20 protein-coding genes are annotated in these 19,865 nt (G+C 62.4%); 8 read left to right on the top strand and 12 right to left on the bottom strand.

Annotated features, from left to right (window positions below; translation table 11 throughout):
* The first annotated feature begins 44 nt into the window (after positions 1-44).
* The 3 genes from RCO24_RS04445 to RCO24_RS04435 all read left to right on the top strand — a co-directional run bounded on the left by RCO24_RS04445 (position 45) and on the right by RCO24_RS04435 (position 2,258).
* Positions 45-743 carry a hypothetical protein gene (locus tag RCO24_RS04445; RefSeq protein ID WP_308960192.1) on the top strand — a complete coding sequence of 233 codons (699 nt, stop codon included), beginning with the start codon at positions 45-47 and terminating at the stop codon, positions 741-743.
* A 209-nt stretch (positions 744-952) separates the two neighbouring features.
* Entirely contained in the window at positions 953-1,609 is a 657-nt protein-coding gene (locus RCO24_RS04440) for a rhomboid family intramembrane serine protease (protein WP_308960191.1), read from the top strand.
* Positions 1,610-1,850: 241 nt separating this feature from the next.
* Positions 1,851-2,258, top strand: a complete 408-nt coding sequence (locus tag RCO24_RS04435; protein ID WP_308960190.1) for a hypothetical protein — start codon at positions 1,851-1,853, stop codon at positions 2,256-2,258.
* Positions 2,259-2,358: 100 nt separating this feature from the next.
* Here RCO24_RS04435 and RCO24_RS04430 read toward each other — a convergent pair whose 3' ends face one another.
* The 6 genes from RCO24_RS04430 to RCO24_RS04405 form a co-directional block, all read right to left on the bottom strand.
* The gene (locus tag RCO24_RS04430; protein WP_308960896.1) at positions 2,359-4,173 is read right to left on the bottom strand and encodes a L,D-transpeptidase family protein; all 1,815 of its coding nucleotides are present in this window, start codon (positions 4,171-4,173) and stop codon (positions 2,359-2,361) included.
* Positions 4,174-4,536: 363 nt separating this feature from the next.
* Positions 4,537-5,577 carry a GTPase ObgE gene (gene obgE / locus RCO24_RS04425; RefSeq protein ID WP_308960189.1) on the bottom strand — a complete coding sequence of 347 codons (1,041 nt, stop codon included), beginning with the start codon at positions 5,575-5,577 and terminating at the stop codon, positions 4,537-4,539.
* Positions 5,574-6,107, bottom strand: coding sequence for a GNAT family N-acetyltransferase (locus RCO24_RS04420; RefSeq protein WP_308960188.1), 534 nt, complete (start codon positions 6,105-6,107; stop codon positions 5,574-5,576). Before RCO24_RS04420 ends, obgE begins: the two co-directional genes overlap by 4 nt.
* A 103-nt stretch (positions 6,108-6,210) precedes the next feature.
* Complete coding sequence (gene rpmA, locus RCO24_RS04415) at positions 6,211-6,483, bottom strand: 50S ribosomal protein L27 (protein ID WP_308960187.1); 273 nt, start codon at positions 6,481-6,483, stop codon at positions 6,211-6,213.
* 58 nt (positions 6,484-6,541) lie between these two features.
* Positions 6,542-6,853, bottom strand: coding sequence for a 50S ribosomal protein L21 (rplU, locus tag RCO24_RS04410; RefSeq protein WP_308960186.1), 312 nt, complete (start codon positions 6,851-6,853; stop codon positions 6,542-6,544).
* A gap of 309 nt (positions 6,854-7,162) precedes the next feature.
* Entirely contained in the window at positions 7,163-7,585 is a 423-nt protein-coding gene (locus RCO24_RS04405) for a PAS domain-containing protein (protein ID WP_308960185.1), read from the bottom strand.
* A gap of 416 nt (positions 7,586-8,001) precedes the next feature.
* Here RCO24_RS04405 and RCO24_RS04400 point away from each other — a divergent pair, with 416 nt between their 5' ends.
* The 3 genes from RCO24_RS04400 to RCO24_RS04390 all read left to right on the top strand — a co-directional run bounded on the left by RCO24_RS04400 (position 8,002) and on the right by RCO24_RS04390 (position 9,818).
* Entirely contained in the window at positions 8,002-8,214 is a 213-nt protein-coding gene (locus RCO24_RS04400; RefSeq protein WP_308960184.1) for a PspC domain-containing protein, read from the top strand.
* 122 nt (positions 8,215-8,336) lie between these two features.
* Positions 8,337-9,341, top strand: coding sequence for a hypothetical protein (locus RCO24_RS04395; RefSeq protein ID WP_308960183.1), 1,005 nt, complete (start codon positions 8,337-8,339; stop codon positions 9,339-9,341).
* 159 nt (positions 9,342-9,500) lie between these two features.
* Positions 9,501-9,818: a 2TM domain-containing protein gene (locus tag RCO24_RS04390; RefSeq protein WP_308960182.1), complete on the top strand. Its 318-nt coding sequence runs from the start codon at positions 9,501-9,503 to the stop codon at positions 9,816-9,818.
* Positions 9,819-9,926: 108 nt separating this feature from the next.
* On the opposite strand, the gene RCO24_RS04385 is transcribed toward RCO24_RS04390, so the two are convergent.
* Positions 9,927-11,561 (bottom strand): formate--tetrahydrofolate ligase, encoded by a 1,635-nt coding sequence (locus tag RCO24_RS04385; protein ID WP_374990927.1) that lies wholly within the window; start codon positions 11,559-11,561, stop codon positions 9,927-9,929.
* A 427-nt stretch (positions 11,562-11,988) separates the two neighbouring features.
* On the opposite strand from RCO24_RS04385, the gene prmB reads away from it, so the two are divergent.
* Complete coding sequence (prmB, locus tag RCO24_RS04380; RefSeq protein ID WP_308960180.1) at positions 11,989-12,909, top strand: 50S ribosomal protein L3 N(5)-glutamine methyltransferase; 921 nt, start codon at positions 11,989-11,991, stop codon at positions 12,907-12,909.
* Positions 12,910-12,921: 12 nt separating this feature from the next.
* Positions 12,922-13,140 carry a hypothetical protein gene (locus RCO24_RS04375; protein ID WP_308960179.1) on the top strand — a complete coding sequence of 73 codons (219 nt, stop codon included), beginning with the start codon at positions 12,922-12,924 and terminating at the stop codon, positions 13,138-13,140.
* A 6-nt stretch (positions 13,141-13,146) separates the two neighbouring features.
* Here RCO24_RS04375 and RCO24_RS04370 read toward each other — a convergent pair whose 3' ends face one another.
* The 5 genes from RCO24_RS04370 to RCO24_RS04350 form a co-directional block, all read right to left on the bottom strand.
* On the bottom strand, positions 13,147-13,503 hold the full coding sequence (locus RCO24_RS04370; protein ID WP_308960178.1) for a DUF1428 domain-containing protein: 357 nt from the start codon (positions 13,501-13,503) through the stop codon (positions 13,147-13,149).
* Positions 13,504-13,647: 144 nt separating this feature from the next.
* Positions 13,648-16,500 (bottom strand): phosphoenolpyruvate carboxylase, encoded by a 2,853-nt coding sequence (locus RCO24_RS04365; RefSeq protein WP_308960177.1) that lies wholly within the window; start codon positions 16,498-16,500, stop codon positions 13,648-13,650.
* 220 nt (positions 16,501-16,720) lie between these two features.
* Positions 16,721-17,617: a succinate--CoA ligase subunit alpha gene (sucD, locus tag RCO24_RS04360; protein WP_308960176.1), complete on the bottom strand. Its 897-nt coding sequence runs from the start codon at positions 17,615-17,617 to the stop codon at positions 16,721-16,723.
* A 12-nt stretch (positions 17,618-17,629) separates the two neighbouring features.
* Positions 17,630-18,799 carry a malate--CoA ligase subunit beta gene (locus tag RCO24_RS04355; protein WP_308960175.1) on the bottom strand — a complete coding sequence of 390 codons (1,170 nt, stop codon included), beginning with the start codon at positions 18,797-18,799 and terminating at the stop codon, positions 17,630-17,632.
* Positions 18,800-18,844: 45 nt separating this feature from the next.
* Positions 18,845-19,804, bottom strand: coding sequence for a CoA ester lyase (locus RCO24_RS04350; protein ID WP_308960174.1), 960 nt, complete (start codon positions 19,802-19,804; stop codon positions 18,845-18,847).
* Positions 19,805-19,865 lie beyond the last annotated feature (61 nt).

Genomic DNA, 19,865 nt, shown 5'->3' with positions numbered 1-19,865 from the left:
CGCTGCGTTTTGAGCCCATGCTCTACAGTTTGGGTCAAGGTCTGTTGCGGGAGAGATCGGTCGGCGACGACACGAGCACAGAGTTCGCGCGTATCGACGGCGATCAGCACGCAACCACAATAGTTTGTCTTCCCTGGCAGATGCCCTATCGGCTCGCACAGGCGACGCGCCTCGTTCCGCGAAAGTTCCTCGCTTGCTATGAGATGCCGCGCGCGATCGTGAGTTCCGAGCCCGAACTCTGCATCCGTGCGCTAGAAGCCGTAGTGAACGATGCGACGGATCTGATTGCGCGCCTGCATCTCAAGGGAAATCAAATCCTTGTTGTCGGCCTAAGCATCGGAAACGCGGCCGCGACGATGTTGGCGAACCGGCTCGGCGCACGCCTGTGCTCGATCGCCTCGGCCGATCGCGGCGATCTCACGCTTTGGGAAAGCCCGGCTGCGCGGTCGATCCGGGAGCGAGCCGAGAAGAAGGGCTATCGCTTGCAGGATTTCACCCAAGCGCTCGACGGCTGGCACACCATCGACAATCTCGCCAATCTCGGGTCGGGAAGCCGCTTCGTCGTCGGCCTCAAGGACGAGTTTCTGCCGAAGCCGCGACGGGAAGGACTGGTCGCGGCCGTGCATCGCATTCTTCCCGCCGCCGAGGTGACATACGTGGATGCCGGACACATCGGAACGATGATGGAAGCCATGCGCCAAGGCGTGGCCGATGCGGCAGAGAGATCGCGCGCGGACGCCTAGCTCGATTTTCGCCTTCTGTCTGCTGGCGGCCGTGCCGTGGGAGACGATGTGCTCTATCCGCCTCAGGTTCGCGCCGAAAAAGCAACCATCCCTTATTTCGTCTGGTGAATCGTGATCGACTGAACATCGAGATGAGTATCGTATTAGCCACAAGGCTGAGACGTGCCGCGTATCGCTTGTGAGACGCGGATCTTTATCGAGGGGCACGAATGTTCCCGATCGGTGACGACAACACTGCGCGGCGTTCGACGCCCGTGGTCACCTATGTGCTGATCGCCATCAATGTGGCGGTATTCTTCCTCGAGCTGCAAGCCGGTAACGAGTTCATCCAGAATTGGGCATTCATTCCGGCGCGCTTCTCGGAGCATCCGGCTGGCGATGCGCCAACGCTGTTCTCCGCCATGTTCATGCACGGCGGCTGGCTGCACCTCGGCGGCAACATGCTTTATCTCTGGATTTTCGGCGACAACGTCGAGGACCGCTTCGGCTCGGTTCGCTATCTGCTGTTCTATCTTGCGGCCGGTCTCGCGGCCACTTTCGCGCAGTATGCGGTCAACCCAGCATCCGCCATTCCGAACGTCGGCGCGTCCGGCGCCATCGCAGGCGTACTCGGGGCCTACCTCCTGATGTTTCCGAAAGCGCGCGTCAACGTGCTGCTCGGTCGTCAGGTCGTGGCGATGCCGGCTTTCATCGTGCTGGGCTTTTGGATTGTCCTCCAGCTCGTGAGCGGTGTCGGCTCGATCACAGATACCGCACACAACGACCAGGGTGGCGTGGCCTACATGGCCCATGTCGGCGGCTTCGTCGCTGGCTTGGTGCTTGGCGTGCTGTTCGGTGGGTTACGCCGTCCCGACCGGATCGCCTGACCGGAGCGTCGTGTCACATCGCGTGCTGCGCTGCCGCATAGTATGTTGCAATGCAATATGGTTGCAATCATTGCTCACACGTCGTTCCGATGTGTATGCAAAAACTCCCTTGTGACGTTGCAAAGTTTCACTTAGCCTATCGGGAAAAATAAGAACAAACGGCCTTGAAAAGGGACGGACACGTCGAGGAAGGGCACACGGCCAGCGCGCCGTGATCCGTCTCGAACCCTTGGAGGTCCAAATGCCTGAAGGCTACGTCTCCGGTGCTTTTTCCCTGAAAAAGACGGCACTTCTTGCTGCGCTCGGCGCGGCAGTCCTGACTCACGGCGCGTTTGCCGCCTCCCAGCAGGCCGAAAAGGTTCGCGGTTATTTCTGTGATGGCAAGGCCGACCAGATCGCATTTCTGAATTTCAAGGCGCGTGGCGAGAACGAGATCATGGCGGCGAACGCCGTCAACAAGCAGGCCGCCAAGATGTCCTGCGCCCCGTATCTTCCCGCTATGGCGATCCCCGGGGAAGAGCACACCGTGATGAAGGATGGGCTGGTCTACAAGCTGCAGAGCTTCAAGTTCCTGCCTGAGCAGGTGGAGCGCTGGAGCGGAACGGTGCTCGGATCGCTGCAGGTCACCGCCAAAGACCAGGACATCTGAGACCCGCCTTCGGCGCGTGCGGCTCAGGCTCAAATGAAAAGACCCCGGCCAGTTGTGGCCGGGGTCTTTTTTGTTTCCTGCATCAAGGGGCGGAAGCGTCTTACCAGACGTTGGACTTGCCGCCGCCGACCCGGCGCTTCTTAGCCGGAGAGTTGGAGGAGTACGACGAGCAGAAGAAGAAGCATCCGCCGCCGCCCTCGTCTTCCACCAGCTCCGTCTTCGGGCGCGGCGTGGGCTTGGAGATCTTCGCAACGACTTCCGGCATCTGCACGACGAAGTCGGTACCGGCATAGCGGGTTTCGCTGCGCGCCATGTCATAGCTAGAAACGATCAGCGTCGATCCCGGCTTCATGACCTCGGAGATCCAGTCGGAAGCTTCCTTCGGGATCTTGATGCGGTCGAGCGTCTGCGCCGCACGCTGGGCGTCCGTCTGTGACGGAAGCTTGACTTCCTCGGGTGCGCCCTTCTTGCGCTCGCTGCCATTGCCGTAGCCGAGAATGCCGGACGAATGCTCGCTCACCTCGGTCGCGGTCCACTTGAGATCGGTCTTGGTGTCGTCCTTCCAGGCGACAGCCGTGAACACGAACGTATCGAGCGGAACGTCCGGGTTCACGATCTCGGCCTGGAGATCGAGCACCTTCTCGAAGCCCTGGCGGATATGGATCATGCCGGTCTTCGAGCTGATGAACATCGACACCGGCAGTTCGCGGTTGCTTTCCACGCGGTCGAACTTGGCGACGGCAGTCTTTGCGGCGGCCTCGGCCGAAGCCGCGTCCTTGATCTCAGCTTTTGCGGCCTTCACCTTGGCTTGCGCCTCGTCGAGTGCGGCTTCGGCGGCCTTGGCCGCTTCGCCCGCAGCTTTGGCGGCGTCTGCGGCGCTGGCGGCATCTGCCGTCAACGGCGCGATCTTCTCTTTGGTTGCGGCTTCCTGAGCCTGAAGCTCCGCGAGCTTGTCGGCGCGCATCTTCGACGACGATTTCTCAATCCGTGTCTGGATCGATTTCAGCGCGCGCTCCTGCGACTTCTGAGCGTAGGCTGCTTTTTCTGCCGCGCGCGAAAGCTTGCCGGCCTCGCCGCGTGCTGCCTTGGCAGCGTTACGTGCGTCCGCCAGACCCTTGATGGCGGCCTTGTCGCTTTCGGACGCAGCCGTCCGACGGTCGCTGGCCGCTCCGATGGCATCCACGAGACGCTGGCGCTCGGCACGGCGCGCTTCGGCCGCGCCTTCGAGCGTCCGGCCTTGCGGCTCGGTGGCCGCATGCGCCGAGCTGACGCCGAGCAGCGACTCGGCAACATCGACGCCGATCTTGATGGCTTTGTCGCCGGTCGTTTCTGCACGCTTGCCGGGCAGCATGTCCTCGGCAACTGACGGCAGCGCCGAGAACAGCAACGGGTGCGTGAACTCGATCGGAGACTGCACGTCCGGCGCAATGACGACGCGCTGGCTGATGTCGGTCATGCCGAAGAAGCGGCGGGCGAACTCGAACGGGAGCCGCACGCAGCCGCCGGAAGCCGGATAGCCGGGAATGACGCCGCCGTGCAGCGCGATGCCGGTCATCGTCAGGCGCTGCATATGGGGCATCTTCGCGTCGAGGTAGATGTTCGACGTGTGGTCGACCTTCTTCTCGATGATGCTGTAGATGCCGACCGGCGTTTCGTGGCCGGTCCGGCCCGACGAAACCCGCGTCTGCACCACGAAACCATTGGAATCATAGACATACATGCGCTGCTGATTGAGCGAGACCAGCATCAGCAGCGGGCCATCGGCCTGCAGCGGCTTGGCCTGCTCGACCGGGCGCGGCTTCTGCCGCGATTTCTCGGACGATCGGTAGGAGTTCTTTTCGTAGGTACTGCGGCTGGGAGCCTGCGCCTGGGCCGAAACCACAGCTAAATCAGTGAAAAGGGCCACTGCAAGCATGGCACACGCGAAACGCGAAAACATAACTTTCGCCCCTGTGCGATTGGACGACGAATAAAGCACCGCTACCCCCTAAAGGCTTTTGAAAACCGTGTTCGGGGCAGCTCAGGTGCCCGCTACAACGGTTAATCTGTGGATCATGATGAGTTCGACTTCAATAGGTTACCTGGCATCGGTTATCGAATTCTCTCCACTTGTTCCGAAAAATGCAGGGCGATGTCCCGTGCCGCCGACATGTGGGCGTTTGAGCCTTCGAAAAATAGGCCGCGGAGAGGCCTGAAACGCCTCCTGATACCGATGAAATTCGGCATCGTTATGCTTTCGATGGAAAAATTCGGATCCCGAAACCTGAAGCCCGAATACTTAGGGGCGCCAGGGTTTCGCTTCGGCCGTTGCGGTCTCGGGGTCGGCGGCCTGGGCGCGGTTGATCTCCCGCGCGAGCGCGTACAACACGTCCTTGAGCCCGCTGCCGGAAACGGCGGAGAGGACGAGCGGCTTCTTGCGGGCTGCCTTCTGCAACTCAGCCGTGCGCAGCGCAATCGTCTCGTCGTCGAGCGCATCGCATTTCGAAAGCGCGACGATCTCTTTCTTCTTGGCGAGCTCGCCGCCATAGGCCTTCAGCTCGCGCCGCACCGTGCGATAGGCCTCGGCCACGTCTTCCTGCGTCGCATCCACGAGATGCAGCAGAACCTGCGTGCGCTCCACATGCCCGAGAAAGCGCGTTCCGAGCCCGGCGCCTTCATGCGCGCCCTCGATGAGCCCCGGAATGTCGGCAAGCACGAAGTCTCGCTCGCCCGCTCGCACGACACCGAGGTTGGGATGCAACGTCGTAAACGGGTAGTCGGCGATCTTTGGCTTCGCGGCCGAGACGGCTGCGAGAAACGTCGATTTACCGGCATTGGGCAGTCCGACGAGACCGGCGTCGGCGATGAGCTTGAGGCGCAGCCAGATCGTGAGTTCGTCTCCCGGTAAGCCCGGGTTGGCGTGGCGCGGGGCCTGGTTGGTCGCGCTCTTGAAATGCGCGTTGCCGAACCCGCCGTTGCCGCCGTGCGCCACGACGAAGCGCTGACCGATCTCGGTCATTTCCACGAGCACGGTTTCCTGGTCCTCGGCCAGCACGACGGTGCCGGGCGGCACCTTTACGATCGCGTCGCGCCCGTTGGCGCCAGCGCGGTTCTTTCCGGCGCCGTTGATGCCGCGCTCGGCCTTGAAGTGCTGCTGATAGCGGTAGTCGATGAGGGTGTTGAGGTTTTCGACGCAGACGATGACCACGTCGCCGCCATTGCCGCCATCACCGCCATCCGGCCCGCCGAACTCGATGAACTTCTCACGCCGGAAGCCGACGCACCCGGTGCCTCCGTCTCCGGCCTTGATGTAGATCTTCGCGAGGTCGAGGAACTTCATGCCGTGCGTCTCCAGAACACGGCCGAAAGAGGCCGATTAAGTTCGTAGGACAGCGTCGGAAACTCTCCCTGCCGGGCATCGCACCAAGCCGAGCAGGCTTCGCTTTGCCGAAAGCCGAGCTTCTGAATGACGCGCTTCGAAGCGTCGTTGTCCTCGAAGTGGCAGCACGTCAGCCGCTTAAAGCCGCCGGTGGTGAAACAATAGCGCACGAGCGCGGATGCTGCTTCCGTTGCGAAGCCGGCGCCCCACCAGGGTTTGCCGATCCAGTATCCGATCTCCGCCGAGCCGTCGTCGTTCGCAACGTATCCGACCGCGCCGATCAGCGTATCCTGATGCAAGACCGTCCGCACGAATTCGTCGGGGCCGAGCGTATCCATCCATTCGCGCGCGAGCGCTTCCGAATAGGGATAGGGAATCCGCGCCGTCATGCGCGCCACATCCCAGTCTCCGGCGAGACGCGCAAATTCCGGCGCGTCATCATACTGGATCTCTCGCAGCACGAGCCGCCGGGTCTTGATCGGCTTCGACATGGGGATCTGAAGATTTGCGGCTTTAAGCATGACGAGACAGTTTGAATGAAAAAGGGGGGATGGCGCCCATCCCCCCTTTGCTGATCGATTGAGCGCCGCGCCGTTACTCGGCAGCGGTCAGCTTCTCGGGGCGCACGGAAATAAAGATACGTCCGTTGCTCTTGGTCTTGAACTCGACCTTGCCCTCCTCGACGGCGAAGATGGTGTGGTCGGTGCCGATGCCAACGCCAGTGCCGGGATGCCACTGGGTTCCGCGCTGACGGCAAAGGATGTTGCCGGGAATGACATGCTCACCGCCGAAGCGCTTGATGCCAAGACGCTTCGAATGCGAGTCGCGGCCGTTCTTGGTTGAACCGCCAGCTTTCTTTTGTGCCATGGGGGAGTGTCCTTCTGATCGGAGCGGCGATTGACGCGCTCTCTAGGTCTCGAATGCTTTAGCCGGTGATGCCCGTGATGCGGATCTTGGTCAGATCCTGGCGGTGTCCGCGCTTGCGGCGCGAGTTCTTGCGGCGGCGCTTCTTGAAGGCGATCAGCTTCGGGCCGCGCGTCTGTTCGACGAGCTCCGCGGTGACCTTTGCGCCCGACGGCAACGCCTTGCCGACCTTGACGTCCGCGCCGCTGCCGACCAGCAGCACTTCGGTGAATTCAATGCTCTTGCCGGATTCGACGACAAGCTTTTCGACAGTCAGGACGTCGTCTTTGGCGACGCGATACTGCTTGCCGCCCGTCTTGATGACAGCGTACATGTTTTGGCCTCTTTCCGCGCTTTAGCGCTCTGGGTCTCGTCCGCGCCCTGTGGCGCCGCGAAATTATCGCGGACTTTCAATGGGTTGCCAAAACTGCAACCTGAGCCTCGGGCAGCGCTCTTTACGCCGCAAGCTAAAAAGCCTGCCGCGCTGGCGCTCTTATGATCGAGATCCCCTTCAAAGTCAATCTGTTGGGGAGGATGCCAGCCGGCTCGGCGTGCGACGCAACGGGTCGGAGCGCTCATGCAACACAAGCAGGAACGGCCGCGAGGCCGAAGCGTCGGAAGACGGCGCCCCGTTCGCTCTGCCTCAGCCGGCGAATTGGTTCTGAAGGCTCGAATAGAGCTGGTTCATGTCGAACACCGCGCCTTCGAGGTAGATGACGGCGTCGCTTTCGTTCCACACGCCGCCGCCGTCCTCGTGCACCCAAACGAAGTGGCCGGCTGCGTGCAGGAGCCGATAGTTGATGTTCCAGTTCTTTCGTTGCTGGAGCCCACGAACGACGGCCTCGTCCACCGCAGCCGAGTCGTCGGGATGAATGAGGGAGGCGAACGAGCGCTGACTGTTCCCCAGGATCTGCGCCGAAGGAATTCCGAAGCAACGCTCGAAGCCGGATGTCAGCTCGAGCATCGTGAACTCCTTGTCGGCACGGCAGCGATAGAGAAAGCCGTTCATGCGCGAGAGCACGCTGTCGAAAAATGGGGCCTCTTCGCCATTCGGAGAAATGCTCATTTCGGTACCATCCGATGCGTGATCGAAGCGTCAGGCAAGTCGATTTCAGATCACCAACGTCGCGTCACGACGTCAATGCGACGCGAAGGTTTACTGCATGGGATGCGTGCGGCAAAGCCGGAATGAGCGATCAAAAAATCGGCATAGAGAACGATATTTGTTCGCTCGCGTGGGACTTCTTCCTGAGCAGACCATGATCGCTTCAGGCCCTACCAGCCTGAAGCGTGAATCATCGGTCTCACTAAGGTGACCATGATCGCTTCAGGCCCTACCAGCCTGAAGCGTGAATCATCGGTCTCATCAAAAACCTAGAGCGTGATTGCGGTTCAAAGAAAAGCAATCATGCTCGAGCGATGGAACATATTGTGTGCCGTGAGCATTTCGACACCGTTCGTTGGAAACCACGGATTGGCGCAATGGCAGATCCCACTTTATACAAAAGCTCCCCGCCGCTACGGCGCGTACGCGAAGGCGCCATGATCGCGGGCGTTTGCGGGGGCTTGGCGCGTTGGCTCGGCTGGGACGTAACGATTGTCCGCCTGCTCTACATCGTGGCGACGGTCGCTTCGATCGGCTTTCCCGGAATACTGACGTATCTCATTCTCTGGCTTCTAATGCCGCGGGATTGAGCACGCATTCTTTACGGCGATGTTCGCGGCCTTCATGTCTATCCGCTTGACGCCGCACGTTTCCGCCCTACGTCTAGCGCTTGCCTGCAACCTAGCACCTCGCGGCCGGAGGCCGCTGCGCCATGCTTGGCTCCGCGCTTTCTCACGACACGCTTGCACCCATCCCCGTGCTCGATACCGGTCCGACGTTCGCGATGGAGACGCTCGTCGCGCATGAAGCGCGCGCGCATGCGCTGCTGGATCTCGCGACCGGACCATTGCCATCGGCTGCGCTGCGTCAGCTCGATAAGGTTTCACGGCGCTGGCTCGCCAAGTGGGAAAATGCGCATCTGGCCGAGATCGATGCGATCGCGGCTCGGCTCGCCCGTCCGGGTGCGTACTTTCTGTCGGTCAACTACGAATGGGCCTGCACCTGCCGTGTCGCGCCGGGGCCGAGTCGCAAGAGCGCACGCCTCGTGCGCGTGCTCGATTGGCGCACGCCGGGGCTCGGCCGCCACGTGATTGCCGCGCGCGTCACCGGCCCCAAGGGCCGCTTCGTGACGCTCACTTGGCCCGGCTACACCGGTGTTTTGACCGGCATGGCGCCCGGCCGCTTCTCGGCCGCCCTCAACCAGGCGCCGATGCGTAAGGCGGTGGGCTTCTACGTTCTCGATTGGGCCGTCAGCAGACGGCGCGTCTGGACCATGCCGCACCCGACGCCTGCGCATCTTCTGCGCTCCGTCTTCGAAAGCGCGGCCGATTTCACGGAGGCCCGCGAACGGTTAACGCGCGAGCCGATTTCGACGCCCGCCATTTTTTCTCTCGCGGGCATCAGGGCGAGCGAAACAGTCGTCATCGAGCGCACCGAGACCGATGCGCGTGTTCACGTGGGACCAAATGTTGCGGCGAATCATTGGGAAGCCCCCGGCTGGCGTGGCCGTTCGCGCGGCGCCCAAAGCGCGGAGCGCGCATCGATGATGCACCGCATCATCCCGGACGTTGTTCCCGATTTTTCCTGGCTTCAGCCGCCGATCCTTAATCCGACGACCCGCGTTGTGATGGTTGCGGACGCCGCTGAGGGTCGTATGGTTGCGCAAGGCTACGAGAGCATGCGCCCTGCGACAGCGCCGCTCGACCTTGCAGTTTAACACGCTGAATAACTGCAATGTGTTCCGTAGGAAGCATGTCAGCCGGGCGCGATGCGTGTAAAGTGCCCGCATAGATTGCGACGGCGTCATTCGCCCGACGAGTGCGCGGTCGCGAATTTGAACGACAAAAGCTAAAGAGCCAAAACAAAGGAGGCTCGCATGGATGACCTCTTTGAGCACCTCATGGAGAGTGAGCGTGACAAGTCGATCAACGGCTTCTACACGCACTTCGTGATTTTTCTGGCCGTCATTGCGGGTTTGGCGATCGTCAATCTCGTGAGCGGTGACAGCCTCTGGATCCAGTGGGTCGTGCTGGGCTGGGGCACGGGTATCGCGGCGCACGCCTTCATGGTGTTCATCAAGAAGCCGCGCGAGGAGCATGCTCTGCGCGCCAAGCGGATTGCGCGTGCCGAGCGCCGCGCGGCCGAGAGAGCGCCCGACGAGACGACGCAGCGTCCGGCGAACGGCGCAGGCTGATCGGCGCGCACGTTTGGCCGTCACAAAAATCTGGCCGTTAAAAATAGAGAGGGCGCCGAACCGGTCTGTACGGTTCGGCGCCCTCGATCGTTCAGGCTTGGGGGCGATTTAGAACAGACCCTCGATCTGGCCCTGTGCGTTGAGACGGATTGAATCCGCCGACGGCACCTTCGGCAGGCCCGGCATCGTCATGATCTCGCCGGTGATGACGACAACGAACTCGGCGCCAGCGGAAAGGCGAAGCTCGCGCACCGGCACGATGTGGCCGGACGGCGCACCGCGCTTCGTCGGATCGGTCGAGAACGAGTACTGCGTCTTGGCCATGCAGACCGGCAGGTGCCCGAAGCCCATCGCCTCGAGCTCCTTGAAGCGCGTCTCGACGGAGGAGTCGCACGAGATGTCGGCGGCGCGATAGATCTCGGTCGCGATCGTCTTGACCTTTTCGCGCAGCGGCATGTCGTCCGGGTAGAGCGGCTTGAACTGCGCCTTGCCCGAGTCAGCGATTTCCACGACATGACGCGCGAGCGCTTCGGTGCCCTTGCCGCCATCGGCCCAATGCGTGCACATGAACGCGCGCGTGCCCATGCTCTCCGCCGCCTTCATGACCTCCTGGATCTCGGCGTCCGTGTCGGTGATGAAGCGGTTGACGGCGACCACGGCCGGAACGCCGAACTTGCCGACGTTCTCGATGTGGCGCTTGAGGTTTTCGCAACCCTTCGCCACAGCCGCAACGTTCTCGTTCTTGAGGTCGTCCTTCGCCACGCCGCCATGCATCTTGAGCGCGCGCACTGTCGCGACGATCACGGCCGCCGAGGGATTGAGGCCCGCCTTGCGGCACTTGATGTCGAAGAACTTCTCGGCGCCGAGATCCGCGCCGAAGCCCGCTTCCGTCACCACATAGTCGGCAATCTTGAGCGCGCTCTTGGTTGCCAGCACCGAGTTGCAGCCATGGGCGATGTTCGCGAACGGACCGCCATGGATAAACACGGGGTTGTTCTCGAGCGTTTGCACCATGTTCGGCATCAACGCGTCCTTGAGCAGAACGGTCATCGCGCCATCGCCCTTCACGTCGCGCGCACGCACCGGCTTCTTGTCGCGCGTGTAGCCGATGATGATGTTGCCGAGGCGCGTTTCGAGATCCTTGAGGTCGCTCGCGAGGCACAGGATCGCCATGACTTCCGAGGCGACGGTGATGTCGAAGCCGTCCTCGCGCGGGAAGCCGTTCGAGACGCCGCCCAGCGAATTGACGATCGAGCGCAGCGCGCGGTCGTTCATATCGAGCACGCGGCGCCATTCGACGCGGCGGCTGTCGAGACCGACGGCGTTGCCCCAATAGATGTGATTGTCGATCAGCGCCGAGAGCAGGTTGTGCGCGCTGGTGATGGCGTGGAAGTCGCCGGTGAAGTGGAGGTTGATGTCCTCCATCGGCACGACCTGCGCATAGCCGCCGCCGGCTGCGCCGCCCTTCACGCCGAAGCACGGACCGAGCGACGGTTCGCGCAGCGCGCACATCGCCTTCTTGCCGATGCGGTTGAGACCGTCCGAGAGGCCGACCGTGGTGGTGGTCTTGCCTTCACCGGCGGGCGTCGGGCTGATCGCCGTGACGAGGATCAGCTTGCCGTCCGGACGCGTGTTGAGGGCATTGATGAAATCGAAAGACAGCTTCGCCTTCGTCGAGCCGTAGGGGATGATCGCGTCGGCGGGGATACCAAGCTTCGCCGCCACCTCGGTGATCGGCTTCATCTTGGCTTCGCGCGCGATCTCGATATCTGATTTCACCGTCACGGGGGTCCCTCCGAATTGGACGTTTCTGTGTAAATGCGGCCCGCTTTTTATGCGGGCCGAAGCAAGCTCCGATATTGGCTTTTTGCGCGCAGTTCGCCAAGCGGCTCGCAAGGATATGGACACGATGACGCGATGCGACGATCATCTCGCAGGTGCGGAATTTGAACGGGAGTGAAGTGAAAGCGTTTCGCGGAAACGAGCCCGTTTCGCGCCTTCGCGAGGACGTCACCGGAAGCGGGTAGCGAGACGAGTGGGCTCGTCCAAGCGCCCCCTCTGAGATGAGATTGCGTCCGCAACTGCCGATCGAGCCTGTTGGCACGGCCCGGCCCATCGGCTACGGACAGCGAGCCCACGAGAAAGAGCCTGCGAGAGCGACCGTCTAGCCATGAGCCATCTGCCCCATATCTCCGCAATCGACGATCTCTTAACCGTACGGGATTGGCTCCGTTACGCGACGACCAGGTTCACAGCCGCTGATCTGGTGTTCGGCCACGGAACGGATGCACCGCTCGACGAGGCCGCCTTCCTGATCCTGTCTGCGCTGCATCTTCCAGTCGACCAGCTCGAGCCGTGGCTCGAGGCACGCCTGACCCGCGACGAACGCAGCGAGATCGCAGGGCTCATCGAAGCCCGCGTTACCACGCGCAAGCCCGCGCCTTATCTGGTTAACGCAGCCTGGATTCGCGGCCGCAAATTCTACGTCGACGAGCGTGTGATCGTGCCGCGCTCCTATATCGGCGAGCTGCTGGACGATGGCCTTTCGGCTGTTATCCCTGACGCGGAAGTGGTGGAGCAAGTCTTGGACCTCTGCACCGGCTCCGGCTGCCTCGCGATCCTGGCGGCGCTCGCTTTTCCGAATGCGTCGGTCGATGCCGTCGATATCTCGCCGGACGCCCTGGATGTGGCGGCGCGCAACGTCGGTGATTATGCGCTCGCCGACCGCGTCACGCTGCACAAATCCGATCTTCTGGCCGGGCTCGGAACCCGCAAATACGACCTCATTATTTCGAACCCGCCGTACGTGACGAGCGAAGCCGTGGCGGCCTTTCCGCCCGAATACCAGGCCGAGCCGGAGCTGGCTCATCTGGGCGGCGAGGACGGCATGGATCTGGTGCGCCGAATACTGAGGGATGCCGCCGATTATCTGACGCCGGGGGGCGTTCTCGTTGTTGAAATCGGCATGGGACGCGAGACCCTTGAAACCGAATACCCCGATCTGCCGTTGCTTTGGCTCGATACGGAGCAAAGCGAGGGCGAGGTATTCGCCCTCGGCGCCGAGGCTCTCGGTGTGCGAGCCGATGACTGAGAAAGGCTGAACATGAGCGACGACATCATCCCGCAGGACGAAGCCTGGAAACACCGCGAGATGATGCTGAAAATCGCGCGCAAGCCCTTTTTCTGTTGCTGCTGTGTCTGTCTCTCGCGTGAGGATCGCCGCCGCGCCCGGCGCGTCTTCCGCCTGACTCGCAAGGTTATCCGCGCCTGGGACAAGGAACGTGCGCGCGAGCTGGCCGACGCGGACCGGGATCTCCGCTGATCGGCGTCAGACGTCCACGAGTACCGTAAAGCCGCCCATCGACATCTTCTTCATGTCGAACGGCATGGTCTTCGGATCCATGTTCGCCAATCGAGGATCCTTCATCACCGCCGCATTGATTTTGTCGCGCTGCGCTCGCGATTTGTAGACGATCCACGAGAAGACGGCGGTCTCGTTGGGCTTGAGTTTGAGGAGCTTCGGAAAAGGCCGGCCGAACGGCATGTCGAGATGTTCGCCGACGCATTCGCGATATTCGAGCGCGCCGTGATCGCGCCAGACTTTGCCGGCCTTCTTCGAGATCTTGCGATAGTCCTCGATTTTGTCGGTCGGCACGACGAGCAGAAATCCGTCGACGTAAGCCATGGCGTTCCCTTTCTCTTTTCTACGTTTGCTTCAACGTAGGAGAGCCGAACGGCAATGACCAGGGTGGCGGGACCTAACGAGGGATAGCGGAGCGAGAAAACCTCTCCCCATCGCCGAAGCGATGGGGAGGATGAGACAACGAGATCAACCGAACGCGCCCCAGTGATGAGAGATGCCGGTTCCGATCTCGCGAACGAGTTCGTAGGCCTTCTCCATCGGTTCGAGAATCTCGGTCTCGATACGGCCGTAGTCGTCGATGCCCTTCGGAAGGTAGGTTGCCTTCTCGGTGAAGGCGGCATCGTCGTGAGCATGTCCGGTGCGACGCGGGAATGCCAGTCGCACGACCTTGATCACTTCCGGGATGTCGAGCGAAAGCGCCTGCCCGACGATCTGATCATGGGTCACTTCGTTCGTCGGCGTGAAGCGCGGAAGCTGCGCCGTCAGGATGAAGATGCGCATGATCAGCGCGCCACGGATCGCCTGCAGGAGATCAAGTTCGAGACGGTGATCGTCGGGGATCTTGCCGCCTTCCAGCCCCAGCTCCTCGAGAATGCCGTGCAGCTCGATGGCATCGAGACGCAGATAGTGGGCAAGCCCGATGATCTTTTGCGCCCGGTCGTCGTCGAGCAGACGCTCGGCCAGGAACTTGAAGGCACCTTCGAGATGCGGCTCGCGCGCCCACGACGCTCGCTGCGCCCAGAAGCCCGGATCGAAGATCATCGCGTTCGCGCCGACGGCGTTGAGGCTCGAAAGCTGCTTGGCACGCGCGATCATTTCGACGAGCGGGCCGAGCCGCTTCGACTTCTTCGCGAGTTCGACGAAGCGCTCGCGATCGTTGCTGACCGCCGAGCCGAGACCCGAAACGACGTTTGCGACGTAACCGAACTGCTGCAGGATCGCATTGTTCGGAATGGCGCGCATGCGTGCCGGGTCGCCGCGGTCCGAATGGTGGTCGCCCTGGCGCTTGACCGGACGCGAGCCGGTCTTGAACAGCAGGTTCGCACCGAACGAGCCAAGCAGCGCGCGATATCCCGGATGGGCAAACAGCTCCTGCTGATAGTCGCGAAGGCGGATCTGGAAATCGAGCGCCAGCGTCTTGTCGGTATAGAAGGGATCTTCGCCTTCGCCCGGATCTTTTCCGCTCATGATGATGGTCGCGAGCGCGCGCTGGGCGAATTCCCGGTTTGCGAAGTAAAGGTAGCCGTCGCCGCCCTGGAAGCTGGTCTCGTGCTTCACCGGAAGCCCGGACTGGAAGAAGCGCCAGCGGGATTCACCCGGAAACACGTAGCGCAGCCTGCGCCGGAGCGATCCGGGATGAGCGCCACGCCCCATGCTCTCGCCGTGCGTCGAGAAGATGAGGGTCTCAACGCCCGAAACCTTCGACTTCCGCACCACTTCGGCAAGCCCGTGATGCAGGCGCTCGTGTGCGAGGCCTGCTGCGATCTGGCCGATGAAGCGTCCCGCATCCGAGTAGCCGGTCTGAACCGCGAGCCGGCCGCGCTTCGAGACGTAGTCTCTGTAGGCATCCGTGCTGAGCAGACGCTCGACGAGACGCGGGCCCGTTTCGAGGGCAGCCGGCGTCTCGAACAGCGGCGAGATGTCGACGATCTCGGAAACACCGAACAGCTTGGCGAAGTAGACGGCAATGAGGATCGTCGCCGGGCTTTCGCACTCCGCGATCAGGTAGCGGATCGGCGTGTCGGCATCGATGTGCTTGGCGATCTGCGCGACCATCGCGAACTGGCGGATCGCGGTGGCGTTCTCGAGATCCAGCGTCTCGAAGTTCACCTCTTCCGGCTTCACCGTGTTGATCATTTCGACAATGCGCGCCTGCGCCTGCCGCTCGGTGAGGTCGCGTGTCCAGCTTTCATGGACGAACGCGCGGAACGCGTTGTTGATCTGGACGGCGTTAACGCGCACGTGGATGTGCGACATGCCGAGGCCCGTAGCCCTGAGCAGGGCAGCGAGTGCGGCAATAGAGGCCTTGCTCTTGGTCCCTTCGGCGGCTTCCACGATCTGATCGATCAGCGTCAGAATCGAGCTGGTGCTGGTCAGATTGTAGCCGTCGCCCTGCGTGATGAGGTTCGCCGCCTGGGCGAGCGTGACGCCATCCTTGCCGACCGATAGCAGTGCCTTGATCTGGGCCGCCACGGCCGAGATCGCGAGGTCGAGCTTGCCGGTGACCTGACGCGAAAGGCGCGTTATCTCGGCGCCCTCGCCGAGCTGCGGCCGCAGCGCCAGGTAACGCTCGCGGATGTCGGCCAGCGCCGCCATTTTCTCCTTGAGGCGCACGACGAACGAGAACGTCCACTTGATGTCAGTACGCCCGTCGAGGTCGTAGCCGACCCACGACGCGAACGTGGCGAGCTGCGGATCGAGCTTGAACGCGCGGTCGCCAAAGGCCTTGTGGGCGGCCTCGAAGAAATCGGTCATGAGATCCGAATAGGCGTCGCGCAGGTTCTTGATCGCGCTCTGGACGCGGCCGTGCTCGTACTCGAGGCTGAGATCGGGATCCGGGCGATGCGGCAGGCCGATCTTCTGGCCCTCAGCCGTGCCGGACACCGCGATTTCGGCCATGCGGTCCGAAAGCGCTTCCGAAAGCCCGAAGGTCGGATGCGCGGTGAACACGATGCCGTTCCGCGCGCGCGAGAAGCGCTCCTTGAAGGACTGGAATGCCTTGTCGTCGCGGCCGGACACGTACTGCTGAACGAAAGCGGAAAATTCGGCGCGCGTCGCAGCTTCGCTTTCGACGCCGATCTGCTCCTTGAGCACGAGTGCGCGATGGATGCACGCGCTGTCCATCAGCCGGGTGGAAAGCTCCTTCACCGCTTCAAAGCTGATCTCGCCCGATTCCAGCCGCCTGGAGAGATTGAACGCGACGTTGAGGACCGGGTTGAGCGTCGGCTGATCGGGAATTTGCGAACGAAGCGCCCTGAGTTCGGCGCGAAGGGCCATTTCATCCAGGTTGGCACTGCCGGAAGCCGGCTTGTTGGACATCGTCATCTCCTCAACCGCCCCGAACGAACGGGGCCCACAATTTTGAGAGTCCCAAGGCGCAAAGAGGGGCCCGGCGGTCTATTCGACCGCCGGGTCGTCGAAGCCAGATCTGCCATCGGGCGCAGAGCCAGCTTGACCTGGGGTGCTTCCGGATTTTCGCTTTTCCCCCTGTCGACGGGAACGGAAAAGCGCTGGTCCGAAAGTAAGCCCGGAAGAAAGCTTACGCTGCCTTGCGGGCGGCGAGAGCCTTCTGAACGGTTGCGCCCATTTCCGATGGGGTCGGAGCGATGATGACACCGCAGCCCTTCAGGATGTCGACCTTCTCCGAGGCCGATTCACCGAACGACGAGACGATCGCGCCGGCATGACCCATGCGCCGTCCCTTCGGAGCCGAAAGGCCTGCGATGTAGGCAACGACCGGCTTCTTGAAGTGGTCGCGGATGTATTCGCCGGCTTCAGCTTCCTGCGGACCGCCGATTTCGCCGATCATCATCACGGCATCCGTGTCCGGATCTTCCGCGAAGTGCTCGAGCACGTCCTTGAACGACGAGCCGTTGATCGGATCGCCGCCGATGCCGACCGAGGTCGAGACGCCGATACCGAGCGACTTGAGCTGCGAGGCGGCCTCGTAGCCGAGCGTACCCGAGCGCCCGACGATGCCGATGCGGCCCGGCATGTAGATGTGGCCGGGCATGATGCCGAGCATGGCCTTGCCGGGAGAGATCGTGCCGGCGCAGTTCGGCCCGGTGAGAACCATGCGGTTCTCTTTCTTGTAGCGGCGCATGTACCGCTTCACGCGGATCATGTCCTGCGTCGGGATGCCGTCGGTGATGCAGACGCAGTATTTGATGCCCGCATCCGCCGCTTCCATGATCGCGTCCGCCGCGAACGGCGGCGGCACGAACACGATCGAGGCTTCCGCCTTGGTCTCGTCGACTGCGCCCTTCATGGTGTTGAAGACGGGCCGGCCGAGATGCGTCGAGCCGCCCTTGCCGGGGGTGACGCCGCCGACCACGTTGGTGCCGTAGTCGATCATTTCCTGGGCGTGGAACGTGCCGATGCGGCCGGTAAAGCCCTGTACGAGGATCGGCGTATTTTCGTTGATGAAGATGGCCATTCTCGTTTCTCCCTACGCGGCTTGCTTGGCTGCCGAGACAGCCTTGTTTGCGGCATCTGCAAGCGTCTCCGCGCTGATCATGGTGAGACCGCTCTGATCGATGATCTTGCGGCCTTCCTCGACGTTCGTCCCTGCGAGACGGACGACGATCGGCACCTTGATCTCGAGCTCGCGGATCGCGTCGACGACACCCTTCGCCACCCAGTCGCAGCGATTGATGCCGGCGAACACGTTGACGAGGATCGCCTTCACGTTCTTGTCGCGAAGCACGGCCTTGAACGACTTCGTCACGCGCTCCGGAGAGGCGCCACCGCCGATGTCGAGGAAGTTTGCAGGCTCGCCGCCCGCAAGCTTGATCATGTCGAGCGTGGCCATCGCGAGGCCCGCGCCGTTCACGATGCAGCCGATGTCGCCGTCGAGGCCGACGTAGGAGAGGCCGCGGTCGTTAGCGTAGGTCTCGCGCGGGTCTTCCTGGCTCTTGTCGCGCAGTTCCGCGATCTGCGGACGGCGGAACAGCGCGTTCTCGTCGAAGCTCATCTTCGCGTCGAGCGCGACGACGGACTTCTGCTTGGTGATCACCAGGGGGTTGATCTCGAGCATCGAAGCGTCGAGATCGCGGAATGCTCGGTAGCAACCGAGGATGACGCGCTCGAGCTTGCTGATGATCTCGGGATCAGCGCCGAGACCGAAGGCGACCTCGCGGGCCTGGAAGCCCTGCATGCCGACCGCCGGGTCGACCGCCACCTTGATGATGGTGTCGGGCTGGCTGTGCGAGATTTCCTCGATGTCCATGCCGCCGGCAGCCGACGACACGACGACGATCTTCTCCGCCGCGCGGTCCATCACGAAGGAGAGGTAGATCTCCTTGTCGATGTCGGTGGCTTCCTCGATGTAGAGACGAGAAACGAGCTTGCCGGCAGGGCCGGTCTGGATGGTGACCAGCTTTTTGCCGAGCAAGCCTTCAGCGGCGGCCTCGATCTCGTTGTCCGTATTGCACACCTTGATGCCGCCGGCCTTGCCGCGAGCGCCCGAGTGGATCTGGGCCTTCACCACCCACCGAGATCCACCGATCTCGGTCGAGCGGTAAACGGCTTGCTCGGGGCTGTAGGCGAGCCCGCCGCGCGGGACGGGCACGTTGAACTTCGCGAGAAGCTCCTTGGCTTGATACTCGTGAATGTCCATTTGGACCTCCTTGGGGGGTGGTGAGGTTTCCTCGAGCGCTGCTTTTTATTGTTTTGCCCGGGCAGCTTCAGCGGCCTTGATCGCGGCTGCGGTAACGAGAAGGTTCTTTGCCATCTTCTCGGAAGCCGCGTCGATCATCTTGCCGTCGAGGGAAGCAGCACCCTTGCCCTGTGCCTCGGCTTCCTTCAGTGCGACGAGGATGCGCTCGGCGCGCTCAACTTCCTTCGCCGTCGGCGAGTAGACTTCGTTGGCGAGCTCGATCTGCGAAGGATGAATCGCCCACTTGCCTTCCATGCCGAGCGCGGCGCCGCGGCGGGCAGCGGCCTTGTAGCCCTCGGGATCGTCGATGCCGCCGAACGGGCCGTCGATCGGACGCAGGCCGAACGCGCGGCAGGCAACCGTCATGCGCGACAGCGGGAAGTGCCACTGGTCGCCCGGATAGTCGGGGTTGAGGCCGCCGATGACGACGGTGCGGGCCTTGTTGAAGGCCGAGTAGTCGGCGACGCCGAAGTGCATGGATTCGAGGCGGCTGTTGGCCGAGGCGATGGCTTCGACGTTGGCCATGCCGAGCGGCGTCTCGATGAGGGCTTCGGTGCCGATCTGATGCGGCAGGCCCTTGGCGACTTCGATCTGGCTGACGATGGTCTCGACCGCATAGACGTCGGCCGGAACGCCGACTTTCGGGATCAGGATGGTGTCGAGCTTTGAGCCTGCCTGTTCGACGATGTCGACGACGTCGCGATACATGTAGTGCGTGTCGAGGCCGTTGATGCGGACCGAGACGCTCTTGCCTGCGCCCTTCCAGTCGAGATCGTTCAGCGCCTGGATGATGTTCTTGCGGGCCTGCTCTTTCTCCGGCGGAGCAACGGCGTCTTCGCAATCAAGGAACACGTAGTCGGCGGCGCTCTTGATGGCGCGGTCGATCATCGTCGGGTTGGAGCCCGGAACCGCGAGGTACGACCGCTGCAGGCGCTGCTTGCGGGTCGGATAGAGAGTAAAGCTCATCGGAACGTTTCCTTGTGTTCAAGTTTGTTATGAAGACGCCGCCGCCCTTCCGAACCGGCGG

Source organism: Hyphomicrobium sp. LHD-15 (assembly GCF_031157355.1).
In the GTDB taxonomy this organism is placed as follows: domain Bacteria; phylum Pseudomonadota; class Alphaproteobacteria; order Rhizobiales; family Hyphomicrobiaceae; genus Hyphomicrobium_C.
The sequence above is the reverse complement of the archived record's forward strand: the minus strand, read 5'-3'. Positions and strand labels throughout refer to the sequence as shown.

Excerpts from the sequence above, each read along its gene's own strand:
- RCO24_RS04440 (WP_308960191.1), top strand. The coding sequence starts at position 953 with ATGTTCCCGATCGGTGACGACAACACTGCGCGGCGTTCGACGCCCGTG.
- RCO24_RS04435 (WP_308960190.1), top strand. The coding sequence starts at position 1,851 with ATGCCTGAAGGCTACGTCTCCGGTGCTTTTTCCCTGAAAAAGACGGCA.
- RCO24_RS04430 (WP_308960896.1), bottom strand. The coding sequence starts at position 4,173 with ATGCTTGCAGTGGCCCTTTTCACTGATTTAGCTGTGGTTTCGGCCCAG.
- obgE (WP_308960189.1), bottom strand. The coding sequence starts at position 5,577 with ATGAAGTTCCTCGACCTCGCGAAGATCTACATCAAGGCCGGAGACGGA.
- RCO24_RS04420 (WP_308960188.1), bottom strand. The coding sequence starts at position 6,107 with ATGTCGAAGCCGATCAAGACCCGGCGGCTCGTGCTGCGAGAGATCCAG.
- rpmA (WP_308960187.1), bottom strand. The coding sequence starts at position 6,483 with ATGGCACAAAAGAAAGCTGGCGGTTCAACCAAGAACGGCCGCGACTCG.
- rplU (WP_308960186.1), bottom strand. The coding sequence starts at position 6,853 with ATGTACGCTGTCATCAAGACGGGCGGCAAGCAGTATCGCGTCGCCAAA.
- RCO24_RS04405 (WP_308960185.1), bottom strand. The coding sequence starts at position 7,585 with ATGAGCATTTCTCCGAATGGCGAAGAGGCCCCATTTTTCGACAGCGTG.
- RCO24_RS04400 (WP_308960184.1), top strand. The coding sequence starts at position 8,002 with ATGGCAGATCCCACTTTATACAAAAGCTCCCCGCCGCTACGGCGCGTA.
- RCO24_RS04395 (WP_308960183.1), top strand. The coding sequence starts at position 8,337 with ATGCTTGGCTCCGCGCTTTCTCACGACACGCTTGCACCCATCCCCGTG.
- RCO24_RS04390 (WP_308960182.1), top strand. The coding sequence starts at position 9,501 with ATGGATGACCTCTTTGAGCACCTCATGGAGAGTGAGCGTGACAAGTCG.
- RCO24_RS04385 (WP_374990927.1), bottom strand. The coding sequence starts at position 11,561 with ATGAAGCCGATCACCGAGGTGGCGGCGAAGCTTGGTATCCCCGCCGAC.
- prmB (WP_308960180.1), top strand. The coding sequence starts at position 11,989 with ATGAGCCATCTGCCCCATATCTCCGCAATCGACGATCTCTTAACCGTA.
- RCO24_RS04375 (WP_308960179.1), top strand. The coding sequence starts at position 12,922 with ATGAGCGACGACATCATCCCGCAGGACGAAGCCTGGAAACACCGCGAG.
- RCO24_RS04370 (WP_308960178.1), bottom strand. The coding sequence starts at position 13,503 with ATGGCTTACGTCGACGGATTTCTGCTCGTCGTGCCGACCGACAAAATC.
- RCO24_RS04365 (WP_308960177.1), bottom strand. The coding sequence starts at position 16,500 with ATGTCCAACAAGCCGGCTTCCGGCAGTGCCAACCTGGATGAAATGGCC.
- sucD (WP_308960176.1), bottom strand. The coding sequence starts at position 17,617 with ATGGCCATCTTCATCAACGAAAATACGCCGATCCTCGTACAGGGCTTT.
- RCO24_RS04355 (WP_308960175.1), bottom strand. The coding sequence starts at position 18,799 with ATGGACATTCACGAGTATCAAGCCAAGGAGCTTCTCGCGAAGTTCAAC.
- RCO24_RS04350 (WP_308960174.1), bottom strand. The coding sequence starts at position 19,804 with ATGAGCTTTACTCTCTATCCGACCCGCAAGCAGCGCCTGCAGCGGTCG.